Origin of the sequence: Streptomyces sp. NPDC000983 (assembly GCF_040299205.1) — a bacterium.
In the GTDB taxonomy this organism is placed as follows: Bacteria; Actinomycetota; Actinomycetes; order Streptomycetales; family Streptomycetaceae; genus Streptomyces.
In genome coordinates this window covers 40,437-53,169 of sequence record NZ_JBEPBM010000007.1, presented here as the reverse complement: position 1 = coordinate 53,169, position 12,733 = coordinate 40,437, and the positions used below count along the sequence as shown (strand labels likewise).

Here is a 12,733-nt window from a genome sequence, read left to right as displayed (position 1 = left end):
ACTTCTTAGTCCTCCCCCAGGATCTGCGGCACCTTGAAACGCTGCTGCTCCTGGGCCGGGGCGCCGGAGAGCGCCTGCTCGGGGGTGAGCGACGGACGGACCTCGTCCGCCCGCATGACGTTCGTCAGCGGGAGCGGGTGCGAGGTCGGCGGTACGTCTTGGTCGGCGACCTCGCTGACGCGGGCGACCGCGCCGATGATGTCGTCCAGCTGTCCCGCGAAGTGTTCGAGCTCTTCGGGCTTCAGCTCCAGACGCGCCAGCCGGGCGAGGTGGGCGACCTCCTCGCGCGTGATGCCAGGCATGCAGCGATCCTCTGGGGTGAGTGAGTGTGGTGTGAGCCCAATCCTATGGGGCGCCGACCCATGCCCGTGAAACGGTTTCCCCCACACGCGGAGAAGCCGACGCGGGCGGCAAGGCCCCGACACCGGCCAGGCCCACCCACCCAGGGGCGCGGGACCGTATCGATTTGCGGCTCCGCCGCAGGGGCGCACCCCGCGGGGCCCAAGCGGACGGCACGATCCCGACACCGGCCAGGCCCACCCAGGGGCACGGGGAACTGCGCGACCAGCCGCCACGGCGCCGCAGCCGAACGCGTACCGTCAGCCGATCAGCCCGGGATCGTCCGCCGAGGCGGCCGGCAACGCCGCGGCGGGCCGCTGCCACCCCCGCGACCCCCGCGCCAGCAGCCACGCCGTGGTCTCCTCCGGCGGCATCGCCGCCGCGACCAGCCAGCCCTGTACGGCGTCACAGCCCAGGTCCCGCAGCCGCTCCCAGGTCTCGTCGTCCTCGACACCCTCGGCGACGACCAGCAGCCCGAGGGAGTGCGCGAGGTCGACCGTGCAGCGGACGATCTCCGCGTCCTCGGTGTCGACGGCGAGCCGCGCCACGAACGAGCGGTCGATCTTCAGCTCGCTGACGGGCAGCCGGCGCAGATGGACGAGGGAGGAGTACCCGGTGCCGAAGTCGTCCAGGGACATCTTCACGCCGTGCCCGGTCAGCCCCGCAAGGGTGTCGGCGGCGCGCTGCGGGTCCTCCAGGAGGACATGCTCGGTGATCTCCAGCTGGAGCGACCCGGCCGGGACGCCGTGCCGGGCGAGCCGCGCGGCGACGGAGCCGGCGAAGCCCGGGGTGTGCACGTCGCGCGGCGAGACGTTGACGGCGACCGGGACATGGAGGCCCTGCGCCCGCCACCTGGCCACCTGGGCCAGCGCGGTGTCCAGGACGTACTCGGTGAGGTAGGGCATCAGCCCCGAGGACTCGGCGATCGCTATGAACTCGTCCGGCGGGACCTTGCCACGCTCCGGGTGCACCCAGCGCACCAGCGCCTCGAGGCCCGCGACCTGGCCGTCGAAGCGGACCTTGGGCTGGTAGTGCAGCTGCACCTCGTGGGCGTCCAGGGCCCGGCGCAGATCGCCGAGGAGCCCGAGCCGGTCGGGGGTGTTGGAGTCCCGCTTGGACTCGTAGACCTCCACGCCGGTGCGGTCCCGCTTCGCCTGGTACATCGCCACGTCCGCGCGGCGCAGCAGGCCCTCCGCGTCCAGCGCGTGGTCGGGGAAGACGGCGACGCCGGCGCTGGCCTCCAGGACCAGGGTGAGGCCGTCGAGGTCGAGCGGGGAGCTGAGGTCGGCGACCAGGCTGCGGGCGACCCGGGTGGCGGACGTCGTGGAGTCGGCGACCGGCAGTAACACGGCGAACTCGTCACCGCCCAGGCGGGCGGCCTCGGCGCCGCGCGGCAGGGCGAGCCGGAGCCGGTCGGCGATCTGGAGCAGCAGCCGGTCGCCGGCGAGATGCCCGAGGGTGTCGTTGACCGAGCGGAAGCGGTCCAGGTCGATGAGCATCAGGGCGGAGCGGGCCTCGATGCGTTCGGCGTCGTCGAGGGCGGTCCAGATGCGTTCCAGCAGCCACTGCCGGTTGGGCAGGCCGGTCAGCGGGTCGCGCAGTTGCTCCTCGGCGCGGGCCCGGGCCATCCACAGCGTGGAGTCGAGGGCGATCAGCGGGACGGCGAACAGCGGGAGCAGTATCGGCTCGGCCATGGCGACGACGCAGACCAGCGGGGCGATGCCGAGCAGGGCGACGGCGACCAGGCCCTGCCGGACCAGGGCGGTGCGGGCCACGGTGGGCAGGCCCTTGCCGCGCGGGGCGTGCAGGTACCAGAGCAGGGTGCGGCTGACCAGGAGGTAGGCGGCCGCGGCCAGCACCACGCCGGGGACGGTGTAGAAGGTCCAGGTGGCGGGGGACCAGGGGTCCTCGACGGACGGCACCCGGCCGAACGCGGCGAGCACGAGCGCCCCGGCGGCGATGCCGAGGATGTCCACCGAGCCCTGGAGGGCGCCCTGTCGCCAGCGGTGGCGTCTGGCCACGCCGACGAGGACGACGACGGTGAGGCTGACCATTCCGGCGGGCACCCAGCCGAAGAGCAGCAGGACGGCGAGGGTGAGGGCGGCGCCCGATCCGGTGCCGCCCCACCAGCGGGCCCGGCCGAGGGCGACGAGGTGGCCGACGATGATGCCGGTGAGCACGGCCAGCGCCCAGCCGACGGTGCCGGACGGGAAGAGGGCGTGGCTGCCGGTGAAGGCGCGGTAGAAGCCGGCGCCGAGCACGAAGCCCGCCGCCGCGACGACGGCCGCGGGCAGGGCGGGCCAGGACAGGTGCCGTTCGGACTCGTGGTCCGTCAGGCCGGGCACGTGGTCGGCGGTGAGCTGGGCGGGGCCTCCTCGGCCGTTCACGGCGGCGAGCGGCCCCAGGGCGCACCCGGGACCACCGGGACGCCCTCCGGCCGGTCCGGGCCGACGGCTCGCCCACCAGGCGCCGGTGACCCGGCGCAGGCGCAGCCGTGAGTCCGGAGCGGCGCTCTCGGTCGGTTCCATTCCCGTCCCTCTCACAGCCGGCGGTGCCCACGCCACGCGGTCCGGTGCCCGGCAGTCCCGGTCACCGCCGCGTCGAAAACCCTTGCCCCGGCTCGTCAGGAGCAAGGGAATGCCCCGACCGCAGCTGGGCACGGCAGGCGCACATCTCAACAGTAGGCGGCGGAAGGCTTCCACGGGCAGCGGTCGTCGACGGTTGCCCGTTTACGCCCTGGCCACCCGTATGCATCTGATATGCGCCGATCGGGTGGCCTTCAACCGCCGTTGTCCGCTACTCCTCGGCGGGGAGCGCGGCTTCGGCGGCCGCTTCCGGACCCTGTTCCAGCAGGACGACGAAGCCGTCCTCGTTCAGAACCGGCACCTTCAGCTGCATCGCCTTGTCGTACTTCGAGCCGGGATTGTCACCCACGACCACGAACGACGTCTTCTTGGAGACCGAACCCGTCACCTTGGCCCCACGGAGTTGGAGCGCCTCCTTCGCGCCGTCCCGGGTGAAGTGCTCCAGGGTGCCGGTGACGACGACGGTGAGCCCTTCCAGCGGGCGGGGGCCCTCGTCCTCGCCGGCGCCCTCGTCCTCCATGCGGACCCCGGCCGCCCGCCACTTGCGGAGGATCTCCTGGTGCCACTCCTCGGCGAACCACTCCTTGAGGGAGGCGGCGATGATCCCGCCGACCCCGTCGGTGGCGGCCAGCTCCGCCTCACTGGCCTGCTCGATCCGCTCGATGGAGCGGAACTCACGGGCCAGCGCCTCGGCGGCGACCGGGCCGACGTGCCGGATCGACAGGCCCGTCAGGATGCGGGCGAGCGGGCGCTCCTTGGCCGCCCGGATGTTCTCCAGCATGGCGAGCGCGTTCTTCCTGGGTTCGCCCTGCTGGTTGGCGAAGATCAGGGCGATCTTCTCCTCGCCGGTCTTCGGGTCCCGCTTGGGCAGGCCGCTGTCCTTGTCCAGGACGTACGCCTTGATGGGCAGCAGTTGCTCGATGGTGAGGTCGAACAGGTCGCCCTCGTCGACGAGCGCGGGCTCGGCGGGCTCCAGCGGCTTGGTGAGGGCGGCCGCGGCGACGTCGCCGAAGTGCTCGATGTCCAGCGACTTGCGGCCCCCCAGGTAGGACAGGCGCTCGCGCAACTGGGCCGGGCAGCTACGGGCGTTGGGGCAGCGCAGGTCGACGTCGCCCTCCTTCATCGGCCTGAGCGCCGTGCCGCACTCGGGGCACTCGGCCGGCATCACGAACTCGCGCTCGGTGCCGTCCCGCAGGTCGACCACGGGGCCGAGGATCTCCGGGATGACGTCCCCGGCCTTGCGCAGCACGACCGTGTCGCCGATCAGGACGCCCTTGGCCTTGACCACGTCCTGGTTGTGCAGGGTGGCGAACTCGACCTCGGAGCCGGCCACGGTCACCGGTTCGACCTGGGCGTACGGCGTGACCCGGCCCGTACGGCCCACGCCCACGCGGATGTTGACGAGCTTGGTGTTGACCTCCTCCGGCGCGTACTTGTACGCGATGGCCCAGCGCGGGGCGCGGGAGGTGGAGCCGAGGCGGCCCTGGAGGGGGATCTCGTCGAGCTTGACGACGACGCCGTCGATCTCGTGCTCCACGGAGTGGCGGTTCTCGCCGTAGTGGGCGATGAACGCGCGGACGCCGTCGAGGTCGCCGACGACCTCGTTGTGCCGTGAGGTGGGCAGGCCCCAGGTCCTGAGCAGGTCGTACGCCTGGGAGAGCCGGCCCAGGCCCTCGAAGCCCTCCAGGGCGCCGATGCCGTGGACGACCATGTGCAGCGGGCGGGTGGCGGTGATCCGCGGGTCCTTCTGGCGCAGTGAACCGGCGGCAGCGTTGCGGGGGTTGGCGAAGGGCTTGTCGCCGGCCGCGACCAGGCGGGCGTTGAGCTCCTCGAACGCCTCCATCGGGAAGTAGACCTCGCCGCGGATCTCGACGAGGTCGGGGACGCCGTCGCCGGCCAGCCGGTCGGGGATCTCCGCGATGGTGCGGACGTTGGGGGTGATGTCCTCGCCGGTGCGGCCGTCGCCGCGGGTCGCGGCGCGGGTGAGCCGCCCCCGCTCGTACGTCAGGTTCACGGCGAGGCCGTCGACCTTCAGCTCGCACAGGAAGTGGTGGGCGGAGGCGCCGACGTCGCGGTGGACGCGCTCGGCCCAGGCGGCGAGTTCCAGGTCGTCGAAGGCGTTGTCCAGGGAGAGCATGCGCTGCCGGTGCGTGACGGAGGTGAACTCCGTCTCGTAGGCGCCCGCGACCTTCTGGGTCGGCGAGTCGGGGGTGCGCAGTTCCGCGTACTCCTCCTCCAGCGCCTCCAGGGAGCGCAGCAGCCGGTCGAACTCGGCGTCGCTGACGACGGGGGCGTCCTTCACGTAGTACCGGAAGCGGTGCTCCTCGATCTGCTCAGCGAGCTTGGCGTGCTTGTCCCGCGCCTCGGCGGGCACCGTCGTCTCCGCTTGCTTGTCGCCGGCCACCGTGTGGTCCTCCCGTTACTCAGGGTTGTCCGCGAGGGATCTCGCCGCCCGGACGCAGTGGGCGAGGGCCTTGCGGGCGTAGTCGGGTGAAGCGCCCGCGAGACCGCACGCCGGGGTGAGCGTGACGGACTCCGCGAGGAGCCCGGGTCGCAGCCCCAGCCTGCGCCACAGCGTTCTGACACCCATGACGCTACCGGCAGGGTCCGACAACGGGCCGTCCGTGCCCGGGACGACACCTGCGAGGAGGCGGGTGCCGGACTCGACCGCCTCGCCGATCACGTCGTCGTCACGCTCGGTGAGAAGGGAGAAGTCGAAGGAGACGGCTGCGGCGCCCGCGCGGCGCAGCAGGGCGAAGGGGACGTCCGGTGCGCACGAGTGGACCACGACGGGGCCCTCGGCGTGCACCCCGACGACGTCGCGCAGGGTGGCCTCGACGATCTGGCGGTCGACGGCGCGGTGCGTGCGGTAGCCGCTGGCGGTCCTGACCCGGCCGCGCAGGACGGCGGTGAGGGAGGGTTCGTCGAGCTGGAGGACGAGCTGGGCGCCGGGGATGCGGCGGCTCACCTCCGCGAGGTGCTGGCGCAGGCCCTCCTGCAGGGAGGCGGCGAGGTCGCGGCAGGCGCCGGGGTCGGAGAGGGCCGCCTGGCCGTTCCTCAGCTCCAGGGCCGCGGCGAGCGTCCACGGGCCGACGGCCTGCACCTTGAGCTGCCCCTCGTAGCCCTGGGTGAACTCCTCCAGTGCGTCGAGGTCCTCGCCGAGCCAGGAGCGGGCCCGCTTGGTGTCGCGGCCCGGATGGTCGCCGATGCGCCAGCCGCTGGGTTCCACCCGGGCGTACAGCTCCACGAGGAGGCCCGCGGTTCGGCCGATCATGTCGGCGCCGGGGCCCCTCGCGGGGAGTTCGGGGAGGTGGGGGAAGTCCTCGAAGGAGCCGGTGACCGTTTTGGCGGCCTCGCGGGCGTCTGTGCCGGGCATGGAGCCGATGCCGGTGGCGGGGGCGAGGCTGAAGTGTGCGTTCACCTGGTGAAGCCTACGTAGGTGGGGGGCGGGGGGTTTCTCGCCCCCGCCGCCCCTTCCCGTCCCGACCCCGGGGGCTGCGCCCCCGGACCCCCGCTTCGGCCCTGAAGGGGCCTTGTCCTCAATCGCCGGACGGGCTGGGGGTACGCCGGACGGCCTGGAAGGACTAGCAACCCGGTCGGACTGTCAGGTCGTTGATTTCGGCGTCTCTCGGGAGGTCCAGGGCCGTCAGGATCGTGGTGGCGACCGATTCGGGGTCGATCCACCTCGACTCGTCGTACTCCTTGCCCTCCTGCTGGTGGACCTTCGCCTGCATCGGGCTGGCGGTGCGGCCGGGGTAGACCGAGGTGACGCGGACGCCGGCCGCGTGCTCCTCGTGGCGCAGGGAGTCCGCGAGGGCCTTCAGGCCGTGCTTGGAGGCCGCGTAGGCGGACCAGTCGGCGTGCGCGTTGAGGCCCGCGCCCGAGTTGACGAAGACCACGTGGCCGCGGGCGGCCCGCAGTTGCGGCAGGAGGTGCCGGGTCAGCTCGGCCGGTGAGATCAGGTTGACGTTCAGCTGGTGGCGCCAGGACTTGGGCGTCAGGTCGCCGACGCGGCCGAGGTCGACGACGCCGGCGATGTGCAGCAGGGAGTCCACCCGGTCCGGGAGCGACTGGTGGGAGAAGGCCCAGGACAGCTTGTCGGGGTCCGCCAGGTCACCGACCAGGGTCCGCGCGCCCGGGAACCGCGCCGCCAGCTCCTTGGCCCGCCCGGCGTCGCGCGCGTGGAGCACGAGTTCGTCCCCGCGCGCGTGCAGCCGCCGCGCCACGGCCGCGCCGATTCCGGAGCCGGCCCCGGTGATCACATGAATAGCCATGCCCGCCATCGTCGCACCCGCCGGCGGTCACTCCACGCCCTGGCTCTCCTCCAGGTACGCCAGCGCCCCCACCGGCTCCTCGGCGAAGAACACCAGGTCGGTCAGCGGCCGGGGCAGGAAGCCCTCGTCCTCCATCCGGCGGAACTGCTCCTTGAGCCCGTCGTAGAAGCCCTCGGTGTTGAGCAGCACGACGGGCTTGTCGGTGTGTCCGTGCTTCTTCAGTTCGAGGATCTCGGTGGCCTCGTCGAGGGTGCCGGTGCCGCCGACCATGACCACCACCGCGTCGGCCTTCTCCAGCAGCAGCCGCTTGCGCTCGGCGAGGTCCTTGGCGAAGACCATCTCGTCGGCGTCCGGCCGGGCCTTGGCGGCGAGGAAGTCCACCGACACGCCGAGCAGTCGCCCGCCGGCCTGCTGGACGCCGTCCGCGACGACCTTCATCAGCCCCGTGTCGGAGCCGCCCCACACCAGCGTGTGGCCGCCCTTGCCCAGCAGGGTCGCGAACTCCCGCGCGGGGCGGGTGTAGCGCTGGTCGAGATCGGCGGCGGAGAGGAAGACACAGATTCGCATGCGGCCACCGTACGCGGGAAGAACGGACGGCCCGCGGGCGCTGCAACCACCATGGCTGAAGGACACACGATCACGATCGAGCGGGGCACCCGGCGGGTCCGGGCCGTCCACGGCGAGCAGGTCCTCGCGGAGAGCGACCGGCCGCTCGTCCTGCGGGAGACGGGCTGTCCGGCGCGCTACTACATCCCGGCCGAGGACGTGCGGCTCGACCTGCTGACCCCCTCCGACACGCACACCTACTGCCCGTTCAAGGGCACGGCCTCCTACTGGTCGCTGCCGGACGCCGCGGATCTGGTGTGGGCGTACCCGGACCCCAAGCCGGACGTCGCGGAGATCAAGGGCCACCTGTGCTTCTACGAAGTAGAGGTGTTGTGACCGATTAGTTCCGTATGCGATGGCAGGCTGTCGGGCATGGGACACAAGACCAATTCGCAGGACGGCACCTCCCTCGCGTACGACGTCACCGGTGACGGGCCGGCGGTCGTCCTCGTCAGCGGCGCGATGTCCACGGGCGCGACCCTCGCGCCCCTGGCCGAGTCCCTCGCGGGGCACCGGTTCACCGTCGCCGTCTACGACCGCCGGGGCCGTGGCGCGAGCGGCGGTTCCGAGCCGTACGAGGTGGCGCGGGAGGTCGAGGATCTCGCGGCGCTGATCGAGGCGGTGGGCGGGGAGGCGGCGCTGTGCGGGGTCTCCTCGGGCGGGGCGCTGGCCCTGGAGGCGGCGGCCGCCGGGCTGCCGGTGCGTCAGGTGGCCGTGTACGAGACGCCGTTCGTGATGGACGAGGGCGGCCGGGCGCAGTGGGCGGAGTACACCGAGCGGCTGGCCGAGGCGCTGGGCGCGGGCCGGCGGGGGGAGGCGGTGGAGCTGTTCCTGAGGCTCACCGGGCTCGCCGAGCCGATGATCGAGGGGGCCCGCCAGTCCCCCATGTGGGCCGGTATGGAGGTCGTCGCGCCGAGCCTCGCGCACGACGCGTCCGTGCTGGGCGACGGGCGGGTGCCGCAGGCCCGGATCGCGTCGGTCGAGGTGCCGGTGCTGGCGGTCGCGGGCGGTGCGAGCCCGCTGTGGATGCGGGAGGCGGCGCAGTCGGTCGCGCGGGCCGCCGCGCACGGCACCTACCGGTCGCTCGCGGGCCAGACGCACATGGTGGACCCACAGGTCCTCGGGCCGGTGCTGGCCGAGTTCTTCGGCGGCTGAGCGCCGCGCCGCCGCCGGTGTGCCGGACCGGTCAGACCGCGCCCGCTGTCGCGCGCGTGGTCGTCGAGATCGTCGCGGAGCCCACCACGCGCGTGCCGTCGTACAGGACGATCGCCTGGCCGGGGGCGACCCCGCGGACCGGCTCGGTGAAGGAGACCTCCAGCGTGCCGTCGACGAGTTCCGCGCGGACCTCGGTCTCGCCGCCGTGGGCGCGCAGCTGCGCGGTGTACGTGCCGGGTCCGGTGGGGGCTGTGCCGCACCAGCGGGGCCGGATCGCGCGCAGGGCGGTGACGTCTAGGGCGGCGGCGGGGCCGACCGTGACGGTGTTGTCGACCGGGGAGATGTCGAGGACGTAGCGCGGCTTGCCGTCGGCGGCCGGGTTGCCGATGCGCAGCCCCTTGCGCTGGCCGATGGTGAAGCCGTACGCGCCCTCGTGGGTGCCCAGCTTGGCGCCGGACTCGTCGACGATGTCGCCCTCGGAGCGGCCGAGCCGCTTGGCGAGGAAGCCCTGGGTGTCGCCGTCGGCGATGAAGCAGATGTCGTGGGAGTCGGGCTTCTTGGCGACCGCGAGCCCGCGGCGCTGGGCCTCGGCGCGGATCTCGTCCTTGGTGGTCACCGTGTCGCCGAGCGGGAAGAGGGCGTGCGCGAGCTGCCGGTCGTCGAGGACGCCCAGGACGTACGACTGGTCCTTGGCCATGTCGGAGGCGCGGTGCAGTTCGCGGCTGCCGTCGGGGAGGGTGACGACCTGCGCGTAGTGGCCGGTGCAGACCGCGTCGAAGCCGAGCGCGAGCGCCTTGTCCAGCAGCGCGGCGAACTTGATCTTCTCGTTGCAGCGCAGGCAGGGGTTCGGGGTGCGGCCCGCCTCGTACTCGGCGACGAAGTCCTCGACGACGTCCTCGCGGAAGCGGTCGGCGAGGTCCCAGACGTAGAAGGGGATGCCGATGACGTCCGCGGCGCGGCGGGCGTCGTGGGAGTCCTCGATGGTGCAGCAGCCCCGCGCGCCGGTGCGGAACGACTGGGGGTTCGCGGAGAGCGCGAGGTGGACGCCGGTCACGTCGTGGCCGGCCTCGGCGGCGCGGGCGGCCGCGACGGCGGAGTCCACGCCTCCGGACATGGCGGCGAGGACGCGGAGGGGGCGCTGCGGGGTGTCAGTCATAACTCCTCAAGAGTACGGGGCCGCGGGAACCGGGGCCGCCGGGTATCCGTTGACGATCACATGGGGGCGAGGAAGGCATCCAAGGACACGGACCGGCGCATCGGGCGGCGGGCGCTGCTGATCGGTGGCGCCGCGGCCGCGGTGGGCACCGGTGTGCTGGCGCGGGACGAGCTGGGGCGGCTGTGGTGGCGGCTGCCGGGCGTGGAGAAGCCGCGCAAGGAGGGCGAGGTGGACTTCGCCGGCGCGCGGTGGGTCGCCGCGTCGGACGCGAACTGGCGGCGGGCGGACCGCCCGGACGACTACGGCGTGGACATGGTGGTCATCCATGTCACCCAGGGCAGTTTCGACAGCGCCGTGCAGGTGTTCCAGGATCCGGGGCACGGCGCGGCCTCGCACTACATCGTCCGCAAGGACGGCCATGTCACGCAGATGATCCGTGAGCTGGACGTGGCGTACCACGCGGGCAACCGCGACTACAACGAGCGCAGTGTCGGCATCGAGCACGAGGGGTTCGTGGACCGTCCGGAGGGCTTCACGGACGAGATGTACGCCGCCTCGGCGCGGCTGACGGCCCGGATATGCGCGCGCTACGGGATACCCGTCGACCGCGAGCACATCATCGGCCATGTCGAGGTGCCGGGCACGGACCACACCGATCCCGGCGAACACTGGGACTGGGAGCGCTACATGAAGCTGGTCCGCAGGGCCCGTACGGCGATCGCCTGACTCAGGTCAGCCCGGCCGCCCTGGCGCGTTCCACCGCGGGGCCGATCGCCTTGGCGACCGCTTCGACGTCGGCCGGTGTGGAGGTGTGGCCGAGGGAGAAGCGGAGGGTGCCGCGGGCCAGGTCCGGGTCGGTGCCGGTGGCCAGCAGGACGTGGCTGGGCTGGGCGACGCCGGCGGTGCAGGCGGAGCCGGTGGAGCACTCGATGCCCTGGGCGTCGAGCAGGAGCAGCAGGGAGTCGCCCTCGCAGCCGGGGAACATGAAGTGGGCGTTGGCCGGCAGCCGGTCGACGGGGTCGCCGCCGAGGATCGCGTCGGGGACGGCGGAGCGGACCGCGGCGATCAGTTCGTCGCGCAGGGCGCCGATCTCGCGGGCGAACCACTCGCGCCGTTCGGCGGCCAGCCGGCCGGCGACCGCGAAGGAGGCCACGGCGGGGACGTCGAGGGTGCCGGAGCGGACCTGGCGTTCCTGGCCGCCGCCGTGCAGCACGGGTACGGGGGCCTGGTCCCGGCCCAGGAGCAGCGCGCCGATGCCGTAGGGTCCGCCGACCTTGTGGCCGGAGACGGTCATGGCGGCGAGCCCGGAGGCGGCGAAGTCGACGGGGAGCTGGCCGAACGCCTGGACGGCGTCCGCGTGCAGCGGGACGCCGAACTCGGCCGCGGTGTCGGCGAGTTCACGGACCGGCTGGACGGTGCCGATCTCGTTGTTGGCCCACATGACGGTGGCCAGGGCCACGTCGTCGGGGTTGCGGGCGATGGCTTCGCGCAGGGCCTCGGCGTGGACCCGGCCGTGGTGGTCGACGGGGAGGTACTCGACGGTGGCGCCCTCGTGTTCGCCGAGCCAGTGCACGGCGTCGAGGACGGCGTGGTGTTCGACGGGTGAGGCGAGGACGCGGGTGCGGGCCGGGTCCGCGTCGCGGCGGGCCCAGTACAGGCCCTTGACGGCGAGGTTGTCGGCCTCGGTGCCGCCGGAGGTGAGGACCACCTCGCTGGGGCGGGCGCCCAGCGCCTCCGCGAGGGTCTCGCGGGACTCCTCGACGGTGCGGCGGGCGCGGCGGCCCGCCGCGTGCAGGGAGGAGGCGTTGCCCGTGACACTCAGGTGCGCGGCGAGCGCCTCCACCGCCTCGGGAAGCATCGGCGTGGTCGCGGCGTGGTCGAGGTAAGCCATGGTGAGGCGATTCTACGGGGCCTCGTGGCAGGCCCGGGCTGCGGGCGGGGCTGTCGGCCCCGGCCGCCCCGGACCGCCCACCGCGGCCGGGGCCCGGGCGGGGGCTGACGCCGGTGCCGGACCGGGAGCCGTCAGAAGCTCCAGGACACCGTGCCGTCCGCCTGCATGAAGGCCAGGAGGACCACCAGGTCGGCCACGCCGAGTCCGAGCCCCAGGAAGGCGCGGCCCCGGCGGGCGGTGCCGCGCCAGAGGGCGACGGCGGCCAGCGTGATGGCGATCGGCCCGAGGAGGAGGTTGAGGACGAGCAGGCCGACCAGTCCGAGGATGAAGGAGGCAACGGCCATGCCGTCGGCGTCCCGGACGGCCGGGCGGCGGGTTGTCGGGGCGGTGAGCTGCATGTGGGTCAACTCCCTGAGCGGGGCGGCGGGGCGGTCAGTGCGGGGTCGGCCGGCGGCGGGCGTGGCGCTCGCGGAGCGCGAAGACGGCCAGCCAGACGGCGATGACGAGGGCGGCGACGACGGTGAAGCCGAGCGGCGCGTGGGCCACGGTGCCCATGACGACACCCAGCAGCAGGAGCGCGGCGACGAGGAACAGCATGGGACGGGATCCCCCTCCGGAATGCGTTTCGCGACGTTTCGGTGAACGGTTGTAGTTACAGTTGTCCACTGACTTGTGAGTCTAACCTGTCCGACGGCTTTTCAATTCCGGAGAACAGTTGTTAACTGCA

The 12,733-nt window shown here is 73.1% G+C and carries 13 protein-coding genes; 3 read left to right on the top strand and 10 right to left on the bottom strand.

Annotation, left to right across the window (positions count from 1 at the left end):
- Positions 1 to 5: 5 nt before the first annotated feature.
- The 6 genes from gatC to ABT296_RS10125 form a co-directional block, all read right to left on the bottom strand.
- Entirely contained in the window at positions 6 to 302 is a 297-nt protein-coding gene (gene gatC / locus ABT296_RS10150; RefSeq protein WP_007384860.1) for an Asp-tRNA(Asn)/Glu-tRNA(Gln) amidotransferase subunit GatC, read from the bottom strand.
- Positions 303 to 599: 297 nt separating this feature from the next.
- Positions 600 to 2,867 carry a putative bifunctional diguanylate cyclase/phosphodiesterase gene (locus ABT296_RS10145; protein WP_351925298.1) on the bottom strand — a complete coding sequence of 756 codons (2,268 nt, stop codon included), beginning with the start codon at positions 2,865 to 2,867 and terminating at the stop codon, positions 600 to 602.
- A gap of 268 nt (positions 2,868 to 3,135) precedes the next feature.
- The gene (gene ligA / locus ABT296_RS10140; RefSeq protein ID WP_351925296.1) at positions 3,136 to 5,328 is read right to left on the bottom strand and encodes an NAD-dependent DNA ligase LigA; all 2,193 of its coding nucleotides are present in this window, start codon (positions 5,326 to 5,328) and stop codon (positions 3,136 to 3,138) included.
- A 15-nt stretch (positions 5,329 to 5,343) separates the two neighbouring features.
- Entirely contained in the window at positions 5,344 to 6,345 is a 1,002-nt protein-coding gene (locus ABT296_RS10135; protein ID WP_351925294.1) for a methionine synthase, read from the bottom strand.
- 163 nt (positions 6,346 to 6,508) lie between these two features.
- The gene (locus ABT296_RS10130; RefSeq protein ID WP_351925292.1) at positions 6,509 to 7,207 is read right to left on the bottom strand and encodes an SDR family oxidoreductase; all 699 of its coding nucleotides are present in this window, start codon (positions 7,205 to 7,207) and stop codon (positions 6,509 to 6,511) included.
- An 18-nt stretch (positions 7,208 to 7,225) separates the two neighbouring features.
- Positions 7,226 to 7,765 (bottom strand): LOG family protein, encoded by a 540-nt coding sequence (locus ABT296_RS10125; RefSeq protein ID WP_351925290.1) that lies wholly within the window; start codon positions 7,763 to 7,765, stop codon positions 7,226 to 7,228.
- A 51-nt stretch (positions 7,766 to 7,816) separates the two neighbouring features.
- Between ABT296_RS10125 and ABT296_RS10120 the strand changes: the two genes are divergently transcribed.
- Together ABT296_RS10120 and ABT296_RS10115 are read left to right on the top strand one after the other, a co-directional pair.
- Entirely contained in the window at positions 7,817 to 8,140 is a 324-nt protein-coding gene (locus ABT296_RS10120; protein ID WP_351925288.1) for a DUF427 domain-containing protein, read from the top strand.
- A gap of 36 nt (positions 8,141 to 8,176) precedes the next feature.
- Positions 8,177 to 8,959 carry an alpha/beta fold hydrolase gene (locus ABT296_RS10115; RefSeq protein ID WP_351925286.1) on the top strand — a complete coding sequence of 261 codons (783 nt, stop codon included), beginning with the start codon at positions 8,177 to 8,179 and terminating at the stop codon, positions 8,957 to 8,959.
- 31 nt (positions 8,960 to 8,990) lie between these two features.
- On the opposite strand, the gene mnmA is transcribed toward ABT296_RS10115, so the two are convergent.
- Entirely contained in the window at positions 8,991 to 10,115 is a 1,125-nt protein-coding gene (gene mnmA / locus ABT296_RS10110; protein WP_351925284.1) for a tRNA 2-thiouridine(34) synthase MnmA, read from the bottom strand.
- A gap of 60 nt (positions 10,116 to 10,175) precedes the next feature.
- Between mnmA and ABT296_RS10105 the strand changes: the two genes are divergently transcribed.
- Positions 10,176 to 10,841 carry an N-acetylmuramoyl-L-alanine amidase gene (locus ABT296_RS10105; RefSeq protein ID WP_351925282.1) on the top strand — a complete coding sequence of 222 codons (666 nt, stop codon included), beginning with the start codon at positions 10,176 to 10,178 and terminating at the stop codon, positions 10,839 to 10,841.
- A 1-nt stretch (position 10,842) separates the two neighbouring features.
- Here the strand turns inward: ABT296_RS10105 and ABT296_RS10100 are convergent, their stop codons facing one another.
- The 3 genes from ABT296_RS10100 to ABT296_RS10090 form a co-directional block, all read right to left on the bottom strand.
- Positions 10,843 to 12,006 carry a cysteine desulfurase family protein gene (locus ABT296_RS10100; RefSeq protein WP_351925280.1) on the bottom strand — a complete coding sequence of 388 codons (1,164 nt, stop codon included), beginning with the start codon at positions 12,004 to 12,006 and terminating at the stop codon, positions 10,843 to 10,845.
- A 131-nt stretch (positions 12,007 to 12,137) separates the two neighbouring features.
- Complete coding sequence (locus ABT296_RS10095) at positions 12,138 to 12,404, bottom strand: DUF4190 domain-containing protein (protein WP_351925278.1); 267 nt, start codon at positions 12,402 to 12,404, stop codon at positions 12,138 to 12,140.
- A 34-nt stretch (positions 12,405 to 12,438) separates the two neighbouring features.
- The gene (locus ABT296_RS10090; RefSeq protein WP_351925276.1) at positions 12,439 to 12,603 is read right to left on the bottom strand and encodes a hypothetical protein; all 165 of its coding nucleotides are present in this window, start codon (positions 12,601 to 12,603) and stop codon (positions 12,439 to 12,441) included.
- Positions 12,604 to 12,733: the final 130 nt, after the last annotated feature.